Origin of the sequence: Streptomyces marincola, assembly GCF_020410765.1 — a bacterium.
Lineage (GTDB): Bacteria > Actinomycetota > Actinomycetes > Streptomycetales > Streptomycetaceae > Streptomyces > Streptomyces marincola.
In genome coordinates this window covers 522863-541910 of record NZ_CP084541.1, presented here as the reverse complement: position 1 = coordinate 541910, position 19048 = coordinate 522863, and the positions used below count along the sequence as shown (strand labels likewise).

Here is a 19048-nt window from a genome sequence, read left to right as displayed (position 1 = left end):
GTGCGGTACGCCGGGTTGACGTCACGACAGGTGGCGCGCGCCTAGGGTGGTCGGTGAGCGGCGGGCGCAGAACTCGTCCCCCGAGGTCACCCGCCCGCCGCGCCAACGAGAGGACGGGAGGGGACAGATGGCACGCACCGCGGTGCCGGACGACACCGTGCGGGCAGACCGGCGCCATCCGCTGGTGGCCACGGCCATGGTGTTGCCGTTCGCCATCGCCCTCGCCGTGGTCATCGGCGGCGTCGAGGCCGTCATGACCCAGGCGTCGTCCGTGGCCGGCATGCTGGGGCGCTGAGCGGCGCTCCGGACCCGGGAGAGCGGCCCGGGTCGGGGACACCGGCGAGCAGCCCCGTGGGGACGGGGGTGACACGGACGGCTGGGGGCCCGGGCAGCTGGGGAGCTGCCCGGGCCCCGCGTCGTACGCCCAGCCGGTCCAGGACCTGGCCGGGGGAGGGGTCAGGGAAGCGGACAGCCGGAGAACGGCCGCTCGCCACGCGTGGTGCCGGGGGATCTCAGGTCCAGGGGCCGCATTGGGTCAGCCCTCCGACCTGCACGCAGGCTCGTATCCTCCAGATGTCCTGGTGCTCGTGCTTGGTCACGGACGTGTTGCCGCCGAACACCTGGAGGTTCTGCACGCTGCCGTCGTAGAACGCGTACTCGACGGACCCCGCCGAGACGCCCGCGCCCGCGTGCACCCAGACCCAGCTCTCGGCTCCGTTCCCCGGGTTGTTGTCGAAGGCGGCGGAGACCCCTTGGTAGTGGGTGGTGACCTGGGACGCGGCGGCGGGCTGTGCGGCGGGGCCGAGCAGGCCCGCGAGGGCGGCCGTCGCCGCGGCGGCGGCCATGGCGGAGAGACGCTTGATGCTCATCCTTCTCATTCCTCCAGGACTGACGGCTCGGTGGTGGGTTCCGGGCTCCGCCCGGGTCGGGTGTCCGGCGCACGGCAGGGCACGAGCCGGTGGCCGGGCGGATGTCCCCTGGTTACTCGGGCTGTCCTCGGGCATCAGGTCCAGGGACCGCACCCCAGGGTCCTCGGGTACGGCCAGTGCAGGCAGGCCCGTATTCTCCAGATGTCCCGCGTCTCGTCCCGGGTCGCTGAGGCGTTGGCCTCCAGCACGTAGAGGCGTTGCGTGGTGCCGTCGTAGAACGCGTACTCCACGAGCGCGGGCACCGGGGTGTTCGGGCCGGCGTGCACCCAGACCCAGCTCTCGGCTCCGTTCCCCGGGTTGTTGTCGAAGGCGGCCGTGACCATCTCGTAGGACGTGGTGACCTGGGCCGCGGCGGCGGGCTGTGCGGCGGGGCCGAGCAGGCCCGCGAGGGCGGCCGTCGCCGCGGCGGCGGCCATGGCGGGGAAGCGCCTGATTCTCATCGTCTCCCGACTCTCCTGGTTCCTGGTCGAAGATCCCGCTCGTTCGCCTGGCCGAGCCCGCGACCGGCTGCCCAGGGGGTTCCGGTCATGCGCCGGCGCACAGGTGCGTCGCGGCGGCCCGCAAACGATCAATCCCTCACGCGCCGGAGATAATGAAAACTTCAACCAATGCCGTGGCGGCAGGCGCATACCGGCCAACGTGATCCGCTCGGCGGCGCGTTCTCGACCACGGCCGGCGTCCCCCGCGAGCGGGGGTGCTCAAGAAACTGAAGAAAAAGAGGAACAGCGCCCTCCCGGGTGGGAGGACGCTGTCCTGGAGACCTGAAGGCCCTACGTGGCCTCGACGCGGGGAAGCCCGGATGTCGGCCTGTGGTGCGCGATACTGGGATTGAACCAGTGACCTCTTCCGTGTCAGGGAAGCGCTCTCCCGCTGAGCTAATCGCGCGGGCCCGCGGCTGCCGCCGCGGGGCGGACCCGGTGGGTCCAGTGGACGATACTGGGATTGAACCAGTGACCTCTTCCGTGTCAGGGAAGCGCTCTCCCGCTGAGCTAATCGTCCGAGGTGGAGACGGGATTTGAACCCGTGTAGACGGCTTTGCAGGCCGTTGCCTCGCCTCTCGGCCACTCCACCGAATGGGGGCGTGCCCCCTTCGAGCGGACGACGAGATTCGAACTCGCGACCCCCACCTTGGCAAGGTGGTGCTCTACCAACTGAGCTACGTCCGCAGTGTTGTCCCCGCCGCTGCCGTCCGTCTGTGACGTCCGTGCCGCGGCGACGTCATGAACCTTAGCGGATTCGCGGGCCAGCTCAAACTCGGTACCGTGCGGGCCGCCGTGCGAGGGCCGCCATAGACTCGCACGCGTGCCCGATACCTTCCCGCTCGCCCGCCTCGGCGGATTCCTCGCCACCGGGCTGCGCGACGTCACCAGCGACCCCGGGGCCCTGGAGTCGAGCGGCTGGTGGGCGGTGGTCGCGGGCTATGAAGGTGACCTGCTGTGCGCCAGGTTCGACGACGTCCGCCCGGCGCGCGCCGGCGCGCCCCCGCGCCCCGGCGCCTGGCGCGGGCCGGGGCCGCACGCGTGGCGCAGCTCGCTCGACCGCGCCGCCTACGGCGCGGCCGTCGAGCGCGTGCGGGAGCACATCGCCGCGGGCGACGTCTACCAGGCCAACCTGTGCCGCGTGCTGTCCGCGCCGCTCCCCGCGGGTGACGACATCGACGCCCTGACGGCGCTGCTCACGCGGCGCAACGCGGCACGGTTCGCCGGCACGGTCCGGCTGCCCCACCACGGCACGGAGATCGCCACCGCGTCCCCCGAGCTGTTCCTGCGCCGCCGGGGCCGCGTCGTGGAGTCGGGGCCGATCAAGGGCACCGCCCGGCGGGCCGAGGACCTCGGCGCGAAGGAGCGGGCCGAGAACGTCATGATCGTCGACCTGGTCCGCAACGACCTCGGCACCGTCTGCGTCCCCGGCACCGTCACCGTGCCCGAGCTGTGCGTCCCCGAGGAGCGGCCCGGGCTGACCCACCTGGTCTCCACCGTCCGCGGCGAACTGGCCCCCGGCGCCGGCTGGCCGGAACTGCTCGCGGGGGCGTTCCCGCCCGGCTCCGTCACCGGAGCGCCGAAGTCCAGCGCCCTGCGCGTCATCGACGTACTCGAACCGGCGCCGCGCGGCCCGTACTGCGGCGCGGTCGGCTGGGTCGACGCCGACCGCGGCACCGGTGAACTCGCCGTCGCCATCCGCACGTTCTGGATCGACCGGCACGGCGGGACCGCCGAACTGCGGTTCGGCACCGGCGCGGGCATCATCTGGGACTCGGACCCGGAGCGCGAATGGGCGGAGACGCAGCTGAAGGCGGCCCGGCTGATCGGGGTAGCGTCTACGGGAGGGCAGCCGAACGGCGGCGAAAGGAGCCAACATGGCGCTGATCTGGCTGGACGGTGAGCTGCGCGACGCCGACAGCGCGCGGGTCTCCGTCTTCGACCACGGACTGACCGTCGGCGACGGCGTCTTCGAGACGCTGAAGACCGAGGACGGCCGGGCCTTCGCCACGACCAGGCACCTGAACCGCCTCGCCGCCTCCGCGGCCGGCCTCGGCCTGCCGGAGCCGGACCTGGCCGAAGTCGAACGCGCCTGCGCCGCGGTCCTGCGGGCGGTCCCGCTGCCGCTCGGCCGGCTCCGCGTCACCTACACCGGCGGTCCCGGCCCGCTCGGCTCCGGCCGCGACGAGGGCCCGCCGACCCTGCTCGTGGCGCACGCCCCGATGGCCCGCCGCCCCGACACCACCTCGGTCATCACCGTCCCCTGGACCCGCAACGAGCGCGGGGCCCTGGCCGGCCTGAAGACGACCTCGTACGCCGAGAACGTGATCGCCCTGGCCCGTGCCCGCCAGGAGGCGGCGTCCGAGGCGCTGTTCGCCAACACGGCGGGCCGGCTGTGCGAGGGGACGGGAAGCAACGTGTTCGTGGTCATCGGCGGCGAGGTGCACACGCCGCCGCTGTCCGACGGCCCCCTCGCGGGTGTCACGCGGGCCCTGGTCGTCGAGTGGACCGGGGCGAAGGAGACCGAACTGCCGATGGACGTCCTGCGCACGGCCGACGAGGTGTTCCTCACCTCAAGCGCCCGCGACGTGCAGGCCGTGCGCCGGATCGACGGCCGGGAGCTGCCCGGCGCGCCCGGGCCGGTGACGGCCGGGGCGATGCGGGTGTTCGCCGAGCGCGCGGCGGCCGACATCGACCCCTGACCGCACCGGGCGCGCACGGGACGGGCACGCTGCAACCGGCCGCCGCCCGGGTAGGAATGGCCGCGTGACCACCACACTGCGCCCGGCGGGGCCGGGGGAGCCGCTGTCAGGGGAGCCCGGCTCGGCCCAGACGTTCGACATCCGCGTCAACGGCCGCCGCGTGGGCGGCCTGCGCCTCCTGGTGCGCGGCTCGGGCCGTGACGCCGAAGGAGAGATCAGCGACCTCCTGGTCGACCCGGACGAGCGCCGGCGCGGGCGTGCCACCGTCGCGCTCCTGGCCGCCGAGGAGGTGCTGCGGTCCCGGGGCTGCCCGCGGGCCGACGCGGTCGTGCCCGCGACGGCGCACGGCGCCCTCGCGCTCGCCGCGGCGCTCGGCTGGACCGAACGGGCCCGCGGCCTGGTCAAGCACCTGACCGGGCCGCCCCCGCCGCTGCCGCCCGACCTCGCCGTGCGCGACGCGGGCGCCGGGGCGCTGCGCCTGCTCACCCGCGAGGGCGCGGGCACCGGGCACGTCGGGGAGCTGCGCGTCTCCCGGCCCCCGGCCGGCGCCGCGCCGACGGGCGCCGTCGTGTCCGTGAGCGCGCTGCGGGTGCCCGAGGAGCACCGGCGCCGCGGCTACGGGCGGGCGCTGCTGCACGAGGCGGAACGCGTGTGCCTGGCCGCCGGCGGGCACGTCCTCGGCGCGACGGTGCCCCGCCGCGCGGCGGAGGGCCTGCGGCTGCTGGCCTCCCTCGGTTACGAGGCGGCGGAGTTCCACCTGTCCAAGCCGCTCGGCTGAGCCAGCAGCTGCTCGACCAGCTCCGCGATGCGGTCCAGCAGCCCCTCCTGGCTCTTGCCGCCGTCCAGGCGCTGCCCGCCGATCACGTACGTCGGGGTGCCGGTGACGCCCAGGGCCTGGCCCTCGGCCTGGTCGGCGTCCACCATCAGCATGTGCCGCCCGTCGACCAGCGCGGTGTCCACCTCGTCCGCGTCCAGGCCCAGCCCGCGGGCGACATCGAGCAGGACCGGCGTCCCGCGTTCCGACAGCTCGGCGGTGCGCGCGAGCAGCGCCGTCCAGAAGGCGTCGCCGCTGCCCTGCGCGTGCGCCTCCTCGGCCGCCTGGGCGGCGGCCAGGGCGTGCTGGTGGCGGGGCAGCGGGAAGTGCCGGCGGCGGATCTCCAGGGCCGGCCCGAAACGTTCCGCCAGGACGCGCAGATCCGACTCGGCGCGGTGGCAGTCCGGGCACTGGAGGTCGCACCACACGTCCAGCACGACGGGGCGGCCGGTGTTCTCGTTCATACGCACAGTCTTCCATCCGGCGGCCCTCGGGGGCGCACCCGGAAATGTCCCTGAGTCCGACCACGGGCCATGGCGTCACGGGCACGGGAGCGGCAGGATGGAAAGATGTTGATTGGCACCGCCTGTACCCTTCTTTCCGCCGCGGGCCTCGGCATCGCCTTCGTGGTGGCCCGCAGGCGCCGCTACGCGCTGGCGCTGAGGACCGCCGCGGTGGCGCTGCTGCCCGTCGGCCTCGCGATGACGGGCGTGGTGCGCTTCGTGCTCAATATGACCTTCAACCCCCTGGCGTGGGCCGGTTTCGGGGTCCTCGGGCTGGCCGTGCTGCTGTTCCTCTCCGGCCGGCTCGTCGAGGGCAGGGGCAAGGACCGGGGCGCGGGAGCGCGCGCGGCGGCGGAACCCGCGGCCGGGACGCCGCGTTCCCTGCCCCGCGGCGGTCGGCGGGGCGCGGGCGCCGCGGACGCGGACGACTTCTCCGACATCGAGGCCATCCTGAAGAAGCACGGCATCTGACCGCCGGCCGGCCGCCGGACGAGCCCTCTGACCTGTGACCGAACCGTCCCTCGATCCAGTTCGACATTCACCGCACGAGCGGTCAAATGGGATGTGTTGATCGCGCCGCGTGCTCCGGCTGCGCCATGATCGCCGCGACATGGCGCACATCACGCGGGAACCGACTCCCGACACCTCGAACCGGCCGGGGCCGGCCGTCCAGGCGGAACGCGCGCACGCGGCACCCGAGGGCCGCGGCTGCCTGTTCGCGCTCTCCCAGCCGCCGTTGATGCTCTTCCTCACCGTCATCGGCACGCTGCTGCTCATCGCGGGGGTGCATGACCTGTTCCTTCTCTGACCGGCGCGCGGCGGGGCCCGCGCGTCACGGCAGGCGGCGCCTGGCCCGGTAGGCGGCCACGTGCATGCGGTTGCCGCAGGTGCGGTTGGAGCAGTAACGGCGGGACCGGTTGCGGGAGAAGTCGACGAACGCCTGCCCGCAGCCGGGGGCGGCGCATCGGCGCAGCCGCTCGCGTTCCCCCGCGACCACGAGGAAGCCCAGGGCCATGCCGCCGTCCGCGGCCAGGTGGTCGGCCACGCAGGCCCCCGGCGCGAAGTAGTGCACGTGCCAGCCGTGGCCGTCGTGGTCGGTCAGTCGCGGGGTGGTGCCCGCGTTGGCCACCAGTTCGTTGATCAGCCCGGCGGCGGCGCGGTCGGTGGGCGCGTCCAGGATCTCGGCGAAACGGTCCCGCACCTCGTGCACGGCCCGCAGGTCGGCGGGGCCGAGCCGGTCCGGGCGGACGTCGCTGACGTTGTGCGCGGCCACGAAGGCGCGCAGCGCGCCGAGGTCCGCGAGTCCGTCCGCCGAGGGTCCTGGCGCGGTGTTGAGCAGGCCGACCGCGTGGTCGAGCGCGCACCGGGTGTCGTGGCTGATCTGCACCGAGGGCTCCGGGGTCCGCGGGTGCCCCGGCCGGCGTGGCGGCCGGGGCGGTCGTCCACGCGACTCTAGTCGCGACATGGCGCGTGGCGCCGCCGTGGCCGGGGCCACAGCGGCGCCACCGGGTGCGCCTGCCGCCGGTTCCGCGCCGTCACCCCGAGTCAGACGGCGCGAAGAACCGGCGAGTCCGTCAGCTCTCGGCCAGGATGTGCGAGAGCTCCGTGTCGAGATCGAAGTGGCGGTGCTCCGTGCCTGGCGGCACGGCCGCGTCGGTGCGCTTCAGGAACGACTCAAGGGCCCTGGCGGGGGCCTCAAGCAGTGCCTCGCCCTCCGGCGAGCTGAGGGCGATGCAGACCACGCCCTGTCCGTGGCTGCGGGAGGGCCACACCCGGACGTCACCCGTGCCCGTCGGCCGGTGCAGACCTTCGGCCAGCAGATCGCGGGCGAAAACCCATTCGACGGTTTCTTCGGCTCCGGTGTGAAACGTGGCGTGGACGGCGTAGGGGTCCGCCGTGTCATACCGCAGCCCCGCGGGTACAGGAAGTGAGGACTCGCTCGATACGACGAGGCGCAGGTGCAGCTCGCAGCTGACCGTGGTGTTCATAAGCGCCAGGGCCTTTCGCTCAGTGTGCGCTCGGGGATTCGCACGTCGGCGAAATCGAGATGCCACGTACCCGCCAGTTGTAAACCCCTCTGCCCTAATTATGGCCTTTAACGTCATTCCAATGGCCGATTGGCGATATCGGGCATGACGGGAGGAGCGGGATGGTGAGCGCCGGCCGAGTCGTTTCCGATTTCATGGCGACTGGTTGGTAGCTGCCCCGTCCGGGAGTGTTTATGCCGCACTGCACCTTCCCGCGGCCGTCCGCCGCCGTGTTCCCGGATCGCGCACGCGGCCCGCAGGGGGCGGGGGAGAGCGGGGGAGGCGGACGGAGGGGCGGGGTGCGGACGGGCCGCGCGGGCCCCGGCGCACGCGGCGCGGCGGGGCGTGCCGGGCCCGTCCCGGCCCGGGGGCGGACGGGCCGTGCGGGGGCCGCGGGCAGGCCGTGGGAAGCGGGTCTCCTGGCCTGGCGAGGAGCGCATTTGGACCATGGGTGATCGGCACTGTATGGTTCTTCCCGTGCCGCAGGGCACAAGCCCCGGGCGATTAGCTCAGCGGGAGAGCGCTTCGTTCACACCGAAGAGGTCACTGGTTCGATCCCAGTATCGCCCACCGCGGGGAAGGCCGGTCCGTAGCAGCGGACCGGCCTTCTGCGTGTGCGCCGCCGCCCGTTGCCGTTTCGCGGCCCGGGTCGCCCGCTCGGTACGATGCGGGTCTGCGCGGCCAGGGCAGGCCAGGCCGCTTCCGCTTCAGCACGTCAGGAGAGACCGGTGTCGGACGTCCGTGTGACCCTCAAACGCGATTCCGAGCGGGAAGAACGTGTGGTGGTCACGGGCACGACGGCCGCGGCGCTCTTCGAAGGGGAACGCTCCGTCGTGGCGGTCCGCGTCGGCGGTCAACTGCGGGATCTGGCGCATCAGCTCGCCGACGGCGACGAGATCGAGCCGGTCGACATCACCTCGCCCGACGGCCTCGACATCCTGCGGCACTCCACCGCGCACGTGATGGCGCAGGCCGTGCAGGAGCTGTTCCCCGAGGCCAAGCTGGGCATCGGGCCGCCCATCAGGGACGGCTTCTACTACGACTTCGACGTCGAGCGCCCCTTCCAGCCGGAGGACCTGGGCCGCATCGAGAAGCGCATGCAGCAGATCCAGAAGCAGGGCCAGCTCTTCGCCCGCCGGGTCGTCACCGACGAGGAGGCCAGGGGTGAACTGGCCGCGGAGCCCTACAAGCTCGAACTGATCGGTCTCAAGGGCGCGGCGGCCGAGTCGGCCGAGGGCGCGGGGGCCGAGGTGGGCGCGGGCGAGCTGACGATCTACGACAACCTCGACCCGAAGTCGGGCGAGCTGTGCTGGAAGGACCTCTGCCGCGGCCCGCACCTGCCGAGCACCCGGCTCATCCCGGCGTTCAAGCTCATGCGCAGCGCCGCCGCCTACTGGCGCGGCAGCGAGCGCAACCCGCAGCTCCAGCGCATCTACGGCACCGCCTGGCCGAGCCGTGACGAGCTGAAGGCGCACCTGGCGTTCCTGGCCGAGGCCGAGAAGCGCGACCACAGGAAGCTCGCGGCGGAACTCGACCTGTTCTCGATCCCCGAGGAGCTGGGTTCAGGACTCGCCGTCTTCCACCCCAAGGGCGGCGTCATCCGCAAGGTGATGGAGGACTACTCCCGCCGCAGGCACGTGGAATCGGGCTACGACTTCGTCAACACCCCGCACATCAGCAAGGCCAACCTTTTCGAAACGTCGGGGCATCTTCCCCACTACGCCGAGTCGATGTTCCCGCCCATGGAATTCGAGGGGCAGGACTATTACCTCAAGGCGATGAACTGCCCCATGCACAACCTGATCTTCCGGGCGCGCGGGCGGTCGTACCGGGAATTGCCGCTGCGGCTTTTCGAGTTCGGCACGGTCTACCGCTACGAGAAGTCGGGTGTCGTGCACGGGCTCACCCGCGCCCGCGGCTTCACGCAGGACGATTCGCACATCTACTGCACCAAGGAGCAGATGCCCGACGAGCTGGACGCGCTGCTCACCTTCGTGCTCGGCCTGCTGCGCGACTACGGGCTCAGCGAGTTCTACCTCGAACTGTCCACCCGAGGCGACTCCGACAAGTTCATCGGCGAGCCGCAGGAGTGGGCGGAGGCTACCGAGACGCTGCGGCAGGCGGCCGGCAAGCAGGGGCTTGAGCTGGTCATGGACCCGGGCGGGGCGGCCTACTACGGCCCGAAGATCTCCGTCCAGGCGAAGGACGCGATCGGCAGGACCTGGCAAATGTCCACCATCCAGGTCGACTTCCAGCAGCCGAAGCGTTTCGGGCTCGAATACACCGCGGCCGACGGCTCGCGGCAGACGCCGGTGATGATCCACCGGGCCCTCTTCGGTTCGATCGAGCGATTCTTCGCCGTACTGCTCGAACACTACGCGGGCGTCTTCCCGCCGTGGCTCGCGCCCGTCCAGGCCGTCGGCATCCCGATCGGTGACGCCCACGTGCCCTACCTCCAGGAGTTCGCGGCCGAGGCCAAGGCGGCGGGGCTGCGGATGGACGTGGATTCCTCCGCGGACCGCATGCAGAAGAAGATCCGGAACGCGCAGAAGCAGAAGATCCCGTTCATGGTGATCGCGGGTGACGACGACGTCGCCCAGGGTGCCGTGAGTTTCCGCTACCGGGACGGTTCGCAGAAGAACGGTATTCCGCGCGCCGAAGCACTCCGCGAGATCGCGGAGGCCGTGGAGACCCGCGCCCAGGTGTGAGCGTCCGGGCGATCGGGCTCCGGGGCGGTCCCGCCCCGGAGCCCGGCCCCGGGCGGCGACGCCATATGCTGGCCGCCATGAGCAGCGAGCCGGAGCACCAGATCGGGGTCGGGACGCCGGACGCGTTCCAGCGCCTGTGGACGCCCCACCGGATGGCGTACATCCAGGGGGAGGGCAAACCGACGGGGCCCGGCGCCGACGACGGCTGCCCGTTCTGCTCCATCCCCGGCAAGAGCGACGAGGACGGGCTGATCATCGCGCGGGGCCGCGAGGTCTACGCGGTCCTCAACCTGTACCCGTACAACGGCGGCCACCTGCTCGTGGTCCCCTACCGGCACGTCGCCGACTACACCGAGCTGACGGGGTCGGAGACCGCGGAGCTCGCGGAGCTGACCAAACAGGCCATGATCGCCATCCGCCGCGCCTCCGGGGCCCACGGGTTCAACATCGGCATGAACCAGGGCACGGCGGCGGGCGCGGGTATCGCGCCCCACCTGCACCAGCACGTCGTGCCCCGGTGGGGCGGCGACGCCAACTTCATGCCGGTCGTCGGCCACACCAAGGTGCTGCCCCAACTCCTCGCCGACACCCGGCGCATGCTCGCCGACCAGTGGCCCGCCTGATCCCGCCTACGGCCGGGCCCCGCGCGCCGGCCGGGCCCCGGCTCACATGTTGTAGCGGTCGGCGTGCTTGGGCTCGGCCGTCTGCACCTGGCCGCTGAGCGCCTGCGACCTGCTCTCGAACGGCGTGATGTCGACGCCGTGCTCGTCGAGCACCCGCAGGGCCGCCGCGTGCGCGACCCGCAGCACCGGGGTCGCCGCCCGCAGCGCGTCGTCCACCATGAACCGGTGGTTCCACGGCGTGGTCGCCCACGTGTGCCGCAGGCCGAAGGGCTCCGGCAGGGCCAGCGTGCCGCCGAACGCGTCGAGACGCGCGGGGAACCACGTCAGCGGCGCCCGGGCGGCCAGGCGCACGACCTCCTTGGCGTCCACGAGCGGCAGCGGCTGCTTCTGCTTCTTCCAGGGCCGCAGCGGGTTGCGGATCTCCTTGCTCGGAGTGTCAGGGCCCTTGCGGAAGAAGCCGTGGATCGGCCCGAGCGCGTGGGCGGTCACCTCGATGCGCAGCGTGTGGTGCAGCACGGTCACCGTGATCATCATGGTGACGACCAACTCGCCGTCCCACAGCACGAACTGGACCCCCAGGTAGTGGCGGTCGCCGCTGCCGAACTGCTGCTCGTTGCAGATGCGCTGCACTTCGAGGTTGCTGAAGCTGTAGCCCTCCGCGTTGGGGCCCTCGGGCCTCGACACCGCGGAGGCGCCCTCCCCGACGTGCCGCACCACCCAGTGGGTTATCGAGGGAGGGGAGAAGCCCCCGGTGTGCAGCGGCCCGCGTTCCAGCATCCGCAGCTGGTCGTACATGGCGCGCGCCACGTCCCAGCTGCGGAACGGGTCGATCTCGCGTCCCGGGTTCTTGGGCCGCAGCTCCTCGGCGAGCTGCCAGCTCGCCCAGCGCACCCCCATGCCCAGTATCCCCTTGGGCCCCGCGTAGTGGACGAGGTTGCTGCCCTGCTCGGCGGCGAGCTTCGCCAGGCCAAGGCGCAGGCGCTCGGCGTCCGCGTCGTTCGGGTTCTGCGGAACGGCCTCCGGTATCCGCGCCCCGGCCCCGCCGCCCCCGAGCAGCTCGGACCAGTGCGCGCGCAGGTTCACCGCGGTCCGCTCGCTGATCTGCCGGGCCAGGAACCAGCCGAGGATCGGCGCGGGCAGCATGGCGAGGACGTAGATCTGGAGGACGCCGGTGACCGGCAGTTGCAGCACGAGGAACACGATCAGCGCGCAGAGCAGCACGAGCAGCGCCATGCCGAACGCGCCGGCGCGCTTGTCCTGCGCCCCCGCGATGGTGCGCCGCAGCTGGAACAGCCCGAGCCATATCAGCACGCCCGGCAGGAACAGCAGGCCGAAGACGAGCATGATGGCCGTCAGCCGGGTGTCCCGCTGCTTCCTGATCCGCTTCGCGGCCAGCGCGTGCTCCACCACCATCTGCGGCTCGGCGCCGAAGGACTGGATCAGCGGCTTGCGGTCGTCGGCGAGCATGCGGACCTCGACGGCGCGGGTGAACGCCTCCCCGAGGTTGGGTTCGAGCAGGGAGAACTTGCCCGGCTTGAACGAGGCCGCGTCGTTGGCCTCGCATATGTCCTTCGGCGCCACGTCGCGGTAGGCGACCGAGGCGATGGCGTGAGAGACCCCCGTCTTCCCGCTGCTCACGGAGGACAGCGGGACCTGGGCACCGGGCGCGAAGTCGAACTCGACTCCGGCCGCCCGCCTCAGGTCGTCAAGACCGGCCATCGGCCACCCCCACACTCTTCCCGCCCCCGGCACGCGCCCGGGGGCCGCTGACTCGGTCGCCGACAGGCCCTTGCCCATCCGGGGCCCGCGGCAACCCTGCGCGGGATCAGCCTAGCGGGGGGAGTGCCCGCCGGGTGGCGGATTCGGGACCGCCGGGACAGGGGCCGGGTGCCGCGCGAGTGCCCGCGCGGCGTGACTACGATGGGGCCCTCACGGCGGCCGCCGCAGCGCGGCCCCCTGCGACCCCTGGGAAGGACATGCTCAACAAGTACGCGCGTGCCTTTTTCACGCGTGTCCTCACGCCGTTCGCCGCCCTGCTGCTGAGATGGCGGGTCAGCCCGGACGCCGTGACACTCATCGGCACCGCCGGTGTGATGGCGGGAGCGCTGGCCTTCTACCCTCGGGGCGAGTTCTTCTGGGGCACCGTCGTGATCACGCTTTTCGTGTTCTCCGACCTCATCGACGGCAACATGGCCCGGCAGCTCGGGACGTCGAGCCGGTGGGGGGCGTTCCTCGACTCCACGCTCGACCGCCTCGCGGACGCGGCCATCTTCTCCGGCATCGCCCTGTGGTACGCGGGCGAGGGCGACAACCTGGCGCTGTGCTCCGTGACGCTGTTCTGCCTCGCCAGCGGGCAGGTCGTCTCCTACACCAAGGCCAGGGGCGAGAGCATCGGCCTGCCGGTGAAGGTCAACGGCCTCGTCGAACGCGCCGAGCGGCTCGTCATCACGCTGGTGTGCGCCGGCTTCGCCGGCTGGGAGCGGACCTTCGGCGTGCCGCACATCGACATCCTGCTGCCCGTGGCGCTGTGGGTGGTGGCCGCGGGCAGCGCCGTCACGCTCGCCCAGCGCGTGGTCACCGTGCGCCGGGAGTCCGCGGAGGCGGACGCGGCCGAGCGCGGGGAGGCGCGGGGCAGCGGGCCGGCCTCATGAACGAACGGCTCGCGGGCGCGCTGTACGGCGCCGGGTGGGGCGCGGTCAAACGGCTCCCCGAGCCGGCGGCGCGCGCGCTGGGACGGCGCACGGCCGATGTCGCGTGGCGCCGGCGCGGACCCGGCGTGCGCCGCCTTGAGGCGAACCTCGCGCGTGTGGTGCCCGAGGCGGGGCCCGAGGCGCTGCGCGAGCTGTCGCGGGCCGGGATGCGCAGCTACCTGCGGTACTGGATGGAGTCCTTCCGGCTCTCCACGTGGAGCAGGCAGCGCATCGCCGCGTCCTTCGCGGCCCAGGACATCGACCGGCTCACCGACGGCCTGGCCTCGGGCCGCGGCGTGGTCATCGCGCTGCCCCACACGGCGAACTGGGACCTCGCGGGCGCCTGGGCGGGCGCGGCGCTCGGCGTTCCGCTGACGACGGTCGCGGAACGGCTGAAACCCGACAGCGTCTTCGACCGTTTCGTCGCCCACCGCGAGTCGCTTGGCATGGAGGTGCTGGCCCACACGGGCGGCACCTCGTTCGGGCGCCTCGCCCGCAGGCTGCGCGACGGCGGGCTCGTGGCGCTGGTCGCCGACCGCGACCTGTCGGCGTCCGGGGTCGAGGTCGCGTTCTTCGGCTCGGCCACGCGCATGCCCGCCGGGCCCGCGCTGCTGGCCCAGCAGACAGGCGCCCTGCTGCTGCCCGTCACCCTGTGGTACGACGAGACCCCGGTGATGAAGGGGCGGATCCACCCGCCGGTGCCCGTGCCCGCCGGCGGCACGCGCGCGGAGCGCACGGCGGTCATGACGCAGGCCGTGGCGGACCGCTTCGCGGCCGGTATCGCCGCGCACCCGCAGGACTGGCACATGCTCCAGCGGCTGTGGCTCGACGACCTGGAGCCGCGGCCCGCTGGGGCGAACGGAGGCGGAACGGCATGAGGATCGGCATCGTCTGCCCCTACTCGTGGGATGTGCCGGGCGGCGTGCAGTTCCACGTGCGCGATCTCGCCGAGCACCTGCTGCGGCTCGGCCACCACGTGTCGGTGCTCGCCCCCGCGGAGGACGGGACCCCGCTGCCGCCCTACGTGGTGCCGGCGGGGGGCGCCGTCTCGGTGCCGTACAACGGCTCCGTCGCCCGGGTCAACCTCGGCGTGATGTCGGTCGGCCGGGTCCGCAGGTGGGTCAAGGAGGGCGACTTCGACGTCCTGCACATCCACGAGCCGGTCGTTCCCTCCCTCGGGCTGCTGACCTGCTGGGCGGCGCGCGGCCCCATCGTCGCCACGTTCCACACCTCCAACTCCAGGTCCAGGGCCATGAGCGCGGCCTATCCGATCCTCCAGCCCGCGCTGGAGAAGATCAGCGCCAGGATCGCGGTGAGCGAGTACGCGCGCCGCACCCTCGTGGAGCACCTGGGCGGGGACGCGGTGGTGATCCCGAACGGGGTCGACGTGCGCTTCTTCGCGGACGCCGAGCCGAGAGCCGAGTGGCAGGACCAGACCATCGGCTTCATCGGGCGCATCGACGAGCCGCGCAAGGGGCTCCCGGTGCTGATGCGGGCCCTGCCCGGCATCCTCGCCGCCAGGCCGGGCGCGCGCCTGCTCGTGGCCGGCCGCGGGGACGAGAAGGAGGCCGTCGCCGGGCTGCCGCGGCACATGCGCGACCGGGTCGAGTTCCTCGGCATGGTCAGCGACGAGGACAAGGCCAGGCTGCTGCGCAGCGTCGACCTGTACGTGGCGCCCAACACCGGGGGCGAGAGCTTCGGCATCATCCTGGTCGAGGCCATGTCGGCGGGCGCCCCGGTGCTGGCGAGCGACCTGGACGCGTTCGCGCAGGTGCTCGGCGGCGGGACGGCGGGTGAGCTGTTCCCCAACGAGGACGCCGACGCGCTTGCGCGCGCCGCCGCGGGGCTGCTCGCCGACCCGCGGCGGCGTGCCGACCTGCGGGAACGCGGCAGCGAGCACGTGCGGAAGTTCGACTGGGCCACGGTCGGCGCCGATGTCCTCGCCGTCTACGAGACGGTCGCCGCGGGCGCGGAGGCCGTGGCGCCCGACGACCGGGCCGGGCTGCTCGGCCGGCTCGGCTTCGCCAGGGACTGAGCGGTGGCCGGGGGCCCGGCCGCGGGCGGCCGGTAGGGTGACGGGCCGTGACCACTGTCATCTGGATCGCCGTCGCCCTGGTGCTGGTCGGCATCTACCTCAGCTGGACAGCCGGCCGCCTCGACCGGCTGCACGCGCGCATCGACGCGGCCCGCGCGGCGCTGGACGCCCAGTTGCTGCGCCGCGCCTCCGTCGCGCAGGAACTGGCCACGGCGGGGGTGTTCGACCCGGCCGCCTCGATGGTGCTCCACCAGGCGGCGCACGCGGCGCGGCTCGCGGAGGACGAGCACCGCGAGGTCGCGGAGAGCGAGCTGAGCCAGGCGCTGCGGGTGGTGCTCGCCGAGCCCGCGCAGGTGCGCGCGCTGCGCGAGGCGCCCGGCGGGTCCGGCACGGCGGAGGAGCTGCTCGCCGCGGTGCGCCGCGTGCCCATGGCCAGGCGTTTCCACAACGACGCGGTGCGCGCGGCGCGGGCCGTGCGGCGGCACAGGACGGTGCGGTGGTTCCGGCTGGCCGGGCACGCGCCCTTCCCGCTCGCGTTCGAGATGGACGACGAGCCGCCCGCCGCGCTCACCGAATAGTGCCGCGAGTCAGGGTTTGCCCGTCGAGGAGCGGCGATCCGGTGCGGTGCATCGCAAGGCGCCGGATCGCCCTCGTGCTGGGCGCACTTGGGTGATGCGGCAACGCAGCGAGGTGACGTGCCGGGCGTCGCGACGGGGCAGGCCTTGGCTGATGGGGCACTGGGGGACCCGGGCCGAGGGACCGGGCCACTGAGCGTCGATTGGCCCTTCCGGAACGGGCCACCGCGCGGTTCCATCGGGAGGTGGCGCCCGCCGGGCGGCGGAGTGCTCCGCGGTTCGCTCAGGCGCGGCCCTACCATGGTCGTATCGCACACATTTCCGTCGAGTGAGGTCAATTCGTGTCGAGCACGTCATCCAGCGCCCCCCAGACCCCGGAAACCGGTACCGCCCGCGTCAAGCGCGGCATGGCGGAGCAGCTCAAGGGCGGCGTGATCATGGACGTCGTCACGCCCGAGCAGGCGAAGATCGCGGAGGACGCGGGAGCGGTCGCCGTGATGGCGCTGGAGCGCGTCCCCGCGGACATCCGCAAGGACGGCGGCGTGGCCCGCATGTCCGACCCGGACATGATCGACGGCATCATCGAGGCCGTCTCGATCCCCGTGATGGCCAAGTCCCGCATCGGGCACGTCGTCGAGGCCCAGGTGCTCCAGGCGCTCGGCGTCGACTACATCGACGAGTCCGAGGTGCTGACCCCGGCCGACGAGGTCAACCACACCGACAAGTGGTCGTTCACCACCCCCTTCGTCTGCGGCGCGACCAACCTGGGCGAAGCGCTGCGCCGCATCGCCGAGGGCGCGGCCATGATCCGCTCCAAGGGCGAGGCCGGGACGGGCAACGTCGTCGAGGCCGTCCGCCACATGCGTCAGATCCGGGGCGAGATCGGCCGGCTGCGCGCCCTGGACAACCACGAGCTGTACGCCGCGGCCAAGGAGCTGCGCGCCCCCTACGAACTGGTCCGCGAGGTCGCCGAACTCGGCAGGCTGCCGGTCGTGCTGTTCTCCGCCGGCGGCGTGGCCACCCCGGCCGACGCGGCGCTGATGCGGCAGCTCGGCGCCGAGGGCGTCTTCGTCGGCTCCGGCATCTTCAAGTCGGGCGACCCGGCCAAGCGCGCCGCCGCCATCGTCAAGGCCACGACGTTCCACGACGACCCGAAGGTCGTGGCGGACGTCTCGCGCGGTCTCGGCGAGGCCATGGTCGGCATCAACATCGACACCACGCCGGGCGCCGAGCGCTACGCCGAGCGCGGCTGGTGAGCGGAACGGGAAAGCGAGGCACCGCACCGTGACGACCCCCGTCGTCGGCGTGCTCGCCCTCCAGGGCGACGTGCGCGAACATCTCGCCGCGCTCACCGGGGCCGGCGTACGGGCTGTTTCCGTGCGCCGCCCCGAGGAGCTGGCCTCGGTGGACGGCCTGGTCATCCCCGGCGGGGAGTCCACCGCCATCTCCAAGCTCGCGGTCGCGTTCGGCCTGCTCGGGCCGCTGCGGGAGCGGGTGCGCGACGGGCTGCCGGTGTACGGCTCGTGCGCCGGCATGATCATGCTCGCGGACAAGATCCTCGATCCGCGCTCGGGCCAGGAGACCGTCGGGGGCATCGACATGATCGTGCGGCGCAACGCCTTCGGCCGCCAGAACGAGTCGTTCGAGGCCGCCGTCGAGGTGGCCGGGGTGCCGGGTGGGCCCGTTCACGGCGTGTTCATCCGCGCCCCCTGGGTGGAGTCGATCGGGGCCGCCGCCGAGCCGGTCGCCGAGTACGGCGGCCACACCGTCGCGGTGCGGCAGGGAGCCCTGCTCGCGACCGCGTTCCACCCCGAGCTGACGGGGGACCACCGGGTGCACGCCCTGTTCGCCGACATGGTGCGCGCCGCCAGGTAGGCCGCTCCCGGTAGGATCACCACGTCGGTTGAATTCTGGTGACATCGAAGGAGCAGCGCTGTGTCCGGCCACTCCAAGTGGGCAACCACCAAGCACAAGAAGGCCGTGATCGATGCCAAGCGCGGCAAGCTGTTCGCCAAGCTGATCAAGAACATCGAGGTCGCGGCGCGCACGGGGGGCGGGGACCCGGACGGCAACCCCACGCTCTACGACGCCATCCAGAAGGCCAAGAAGAGCTCGGTCCCGAACAACAACATCGAGCGTGCCGTCAAGCGCGGCGCGGGACTCGAAGCGGGCGGCGCGGACTACCAGACGATCATGTACGAGGGCTACGGCCCCAACGGCGTCGCCGTGCTGATCGAGTGCCTCACCGACAACAGGAACCGGGCGGCCTCCGACGTGCGCGTCGCCATGACCCGCAACGGCGGCTCCATGGCCGACCCCGGCTCGGTCTCCTACCTGTTCAACAGGAAGGGCGTCGTCCTGGTCCCCAAGGGCGGGCTGACGGAGGACGACGTCCTCGGCGCCGTTCTCGACGCGGGCGCGGAGGAGGTCAACGACCTGGGCGAGTCCTTCGAGGTGCTGAGCGAGGCGGGCGACCTGGTCGCGGTCCGCACGGCCCTCCAGGACGCCGGGATCGACTACGACTCGGCCGAGGCGGCGTTCGTGCCGACCATGCAGGTCGAGCTCGACGAGGACGGTGCCCGCAAGATCTTCCGGCTGATCGACGCGCTGGAGGACAGCGACGACGTGCAGAACGTCTTCGCCAACTTCGATGTCGCCGACGACGTCATGGCCAAGGTCGACGCCTAGGCCCTGGCCCGCGGGCGCTCCCGCCCGCCGCGCGCGGCCGGCAGCTCCCTGGTCCCGGCCTGCCCTGCCGCTCTTCCGATACCTGCTCGCGGCGCGGGGACCGGTTCCGACGGGCCGCGGCGGAACGGCACCCGGCCCGGGGGAGGGGCGCGCGTCGTTCCGGTGCGCTCCGGGGGCGCGGAACCTCCGTCCGGGCGGCACCGGCGCGCGGGTGGGCGGCCGGCTTCGCCGCGCGCCCCGTTGTCGGTGGTGGCCGGTAGCCTGCCGCACGGCTG

At 72.8% G+C, this 19048-nt stretch carries 21 protein-coding genes and 5 tRNA genes; 16 read left to right on the top strand and 10 right to left on the bottom strand.

Features of this window, described 5'->3' with window-relative positions:
* Window positions 1-127: 127 nt before the first annotated feature.
* Window positions 128-295 carry a hypothetical protein gene (locus LC193_RS02210; protein ID WP_176582995.1) on the top strand — a complete coding sequence of 56 codons (168 nt, stop codon included), beginning with the start codon at window positions 128-130 and terminating at the stop codon, window positions 293-295.
* A gap of 217 nt (window positions 296-512) precedes the next feature.
* Here the strand turns inward: LC193_RS02210 and LC193_RS02205 are convergent, their stop codons facing one another.
* The 6 genes from LC193_RS02205 to LC193_RS02180 form a co-directional block, all read right to left on the bottom strand.
* A complete protein-coding gene (locus LC193_RS02205; protein WP_226070847.1) occupies window positions 513-869 on the bottom strand; it encodes a hypothetical protein in 357 nt (118 codons plus the stop codon).
* A gap of 134 nt (window positions 870-1003) precedes the next feature.
* Window positions 1004-1369 carry a hypothetical protein gene (locus LC193_RS02200; RefSeq protein ID WP_226070845.1) on the bottom strand — a complete coding sequence of 122 codons (366 nt, stop codon included), beginning with the start codon at window positions 1367-1369 and terminating at the stop codon, window positions 1004-1006.
* 370 nt (window positions 1370-1739) lie between these two features.
* Window positions 1740-1814: transfer RNA gene (locus LC193_RS02195), tRNA-Val, on the bottom strand.
* A gap of 42 nt (window positions 1815-1856) precedes the next feature.
* Window positions 1857-1928, bottom strand: a tRNA-Val gene (locus LC193_RS02190).
* A 1-nt stretch (window position 1929) separates the two neighbouring features.
* Window positions 1930-2000 (bottom strand) — tRNA-Cys (locus tag LC193_RS02185).
* Window positions 2001-2022: 22 nt separating this feature from the next.
* Window positions 2023-2095, bottom strand: a tRNA-Gly gene (locus tag LC193_RS02180).
* A gap of 136 nt (window positions 2096-2231) precedes the next feature.
* Between LC193_RS02180 and LC193_RS02175 the strand changes: the two genes are divergently transcribed.
* The 3 genes from LC193_RS02175 (at window position 2232) to LC193_RS02165 (ending at window position 4888) form a co-directional block, all read left to right on the top strand.
* Window positions 2232-3311 carry a chorismate-binding protein gene (locus LC193_RS02175; protein ID WP_226070843.1) on the top strand — a complete coding sequence of 360 codons (1080 nt, stop codon included), beginning with the start codon at window positions 2232-2234 and terminating at the stop codon, window positions 3309-3311.
* Entirely contained in the window at window positions 3286-4110 is an 825-nt protein-coding gene (locus LC193_RS02170; RefSeq protein WP_226070841.1) for an aminotransferase class IV, read from the top strand. The genes LC193_RS02175 and LC193_RS02170 overlap by 26 nt, the downstream gene beginning before the upstream one ends.
* A gap of 64 nt (window positions 4111-4174) precedes the next feature.
* Window positions 4175-4888, top strand: a complete 714-nt coding sequence (locus LC193_RS02165) for a GNAT family N-acetyltransferase (RefSeq protein ID WP_226070839.1) — start codon at window positions 4175-4177, stop codon at window positions 4886-4888.
* Here the strand turns inward: LC193_RS02165 and LC193_RS02160 are convergent.
* Window positions 4846-5388 carry a DsbA family protein gene (locus LC193_RS02160; RefSeq protein WP_226070837.1) on the bottom strand — a complete coding sequence of 181 codons (543 nt, stop codon included), beginning with the start codon at window positions 5386-5388 and terminating at the stop codon, window positions 4846-4848. The two genes, LC193_RS02165 and LC193_RS02160, sit on opposite strands and share 43 nt — an antisense overlap.
* Before the next feature lie 105 nt (window positions 5389-5493).
* Between LC193_RS02160 and LC193_RS02155 the strand changes: the two genes are divergently transcribed.
* Both LC193_RS02155 and LC193_RS02150 read left to right on the top strand, forming a co-directional pair.
* Window positions 5494-5898, top strand: coding sequence for a hypothetical protein (locus tag LC193_RS02155; RefSeq protein ID WP_226070834.1), 405 nt, complete (start codon window positions 5494-5496; stop codon window positions 5896-5898).
* A 139-nt stretch (window positions 5899-6037) separates the two neighbouring features.
* On the top strand, window positions 6038-6235 hold the full coding sequence (locus LC193_RS02150) for a hypothetical protein (protein ID WP_086161547.1): 198 nt from the start codon (window positions 6038-6040) through the stop codon (window positions 6233-6235).
* 24 nt (window positions 6236-6259) lie between these two features.
* Here the strand turns inward: LC193_RS02150 and LC193_RS02145 are convergent, their stop codons facing one another.
* Both LC193_RS02145 and LC193_RS02140 read right to left on the bottom strand, forming a co-directional pair.
* A complete protein-coding gene (locus LC193_RS02145; RefSeq protein ID WP_226070832.1) occupies window positions 6260-6814 on the bottom strand; it encodes a CGNR zinc finger domain-containing protein in 555 nt (184 codons plus the stop codon).
* Between the two features lie 187 nt (window positions 6815-7001).
* Window positions 7002-7415 carry an SsgA family sporulation/cell division regulator gene (locus LC193_RS02140; protein ID WP_003959770.1) on the bottom strand — a complete coding sequence of 138 codons (414 nt, stop codon included), beginning with the start codon at window positions 7413-7415 and terminating at the stop codon, window positions 7002-7004.
* A 537-nt stretch (window positions 7416-7952) separates the two neighbouring features.
* Here LC193_RS02140 and LC193_RS02135 point away from each other — a divergent pair.
* The 3 genes from LC193_RS02135 (at window position 7953) to LC193_RS02125 (ending at window position 10785) form a co-directional block, all read left to right on the top strand.
* Window positions 7953-8024 (top strand) — tRNA-Val (locus LC193_RS02135).
* A 158-nt stretch (window positions 8025-8182) separates the two neighbouring features.
* Window positions 8183-10162 carry a threonine--tRNA ligase gene (thrS, locus tag LC193_RS02130; RefSeq protein ID WP_226070830.1) on the top strand — a complete coding sequence of 660 codons (1980 nt, stop codon included), beginning with the start codon at window positions 8183-8185 and terminating at the stop codon, window positions 10160-10162.
* 65 nt (window positions 10163-10227) lie between these two features.
* Window positions 10228-10785 (top strand): HIT family protein, encoded by a 558-nt coding sequence (locus LC193_RS02125; protein ID WP_226070829.1) that lies wholly within the window; start codon window positions 10228-10230, stop codon window positions 10783-10785.
* Window positions 10786-10827: 42 nt separating this feature from the next.
* Here LC193_RS02125 and LC193_RS02120 read toward each other — a convergent pair whose 3' ends face one another.
* Window positions 10828-12504: a hypothetical protein gene (locus LC193_RS02120; protein WP_226070828.1), complete on the bottom strand. Its 1677-nt coding sequence runs from the start codon at window positions 12502-12504 to the stop codon at window positions 10828-10830.
* 257 nt (window positions 12505-12761) lie between these two features.
* Between LC193_RS02120 and pgsA the strand changes: the two genes are divergently transcribed.
* The 7 genes from pgsA to LC193_RS02085 all read left to right on the top strand — a co-directional run bounded on the left by pgsA (window position 12762) and on the right by LC193_RS02085 (window position 18773).
* Window positions 12762-13436: a phosphatidylinositol phosphate synthase gene (pgsA, locus tag LC193_RS02115; protein ID WP_226070826.1), complete on the top strand. Its 675-nt coding sequence runs from the start codon at window positions 12762-12764 to the stop codon at window positions 13434-13436.
* The gene (locus LC193_RS02110; protein WP_226070825.1) at window positions 13433-14353 is read left to right on the top strand and encodes a phosphatidylinositol mannoside acyltransferase; all 921 of its coding nucleotides are present in this window, start codon (window positions 13433-13435) and stop codon (window positions 14351-14353) included. The genes pgsA and LC193_RS02110 overlap by 4 nt, the downstream gene beginning before the upstream one ends.
* A complete protein-coding gene (locus LC193_RS02105; RefSeq protein WP_226070823.1) occupies window positions 14350-15510 on the top strand; it encodes a glycosyltransferase family 4 protein in 1161 nt (386 codons plus the stop codon). The genes LC193_RS02110 and LC193_RS02105 overlap by 4 nt, the downstream gene beginning before the upstream one ends.
* A 47-nt stretch (window positions 15511-15557) precedes the next feature.
* Window positions 15558-16088, top strand: coding sequence for a LemA family protein (locus tag LC193_RS02100; protein WP_226070821.1), 531 nt, complete (start codon window positions 15558-15560; stop codon window positions 16086-16088).
* A 338-nt stretch (window positions 16089-16426) separates the two neighbouring features.
* The gene (gene pdxS / locus LC193_RS02095) at window positions 16427-17341 is read left to right on the top strand and encodes a pyridoxal 5'-phosphate synthase lyase subunit PdxS (RefSeq protein WP_226070819.1); all 915 of its coding nucleotides are present in this window, start codon (window positions 16427-16429) and stop codon (window positions 17339-17341) included.
* Window positions 17342-17369: 28 nt separating this feature from the next.
* Entirely contained in the window at window positions 17370-17960 is a 591-nt protein-coding gene (gene pdxT / locus LC193_RS02090; protein WP_226070816.1) for a pyridoxal 5'-phosphate synthase glutaminase subunit PdxT, read from the top strand.
* 60 nt (window positions 17961-18020) lie between these two features.
* Window positions 18021-18773 (top strand): YebC/PmpR family DNA-binding transcriptional regulator, encoded by a 753-nt coding sequence (locus tag LC193_RS02085; protein WP_226070813.1) that lies wholly within the window; start codon window positions 18021-18023, stop codon window positions 18771-18773.
* Window positions 18774-19048 lie beyond the last annotated feature (275 nt).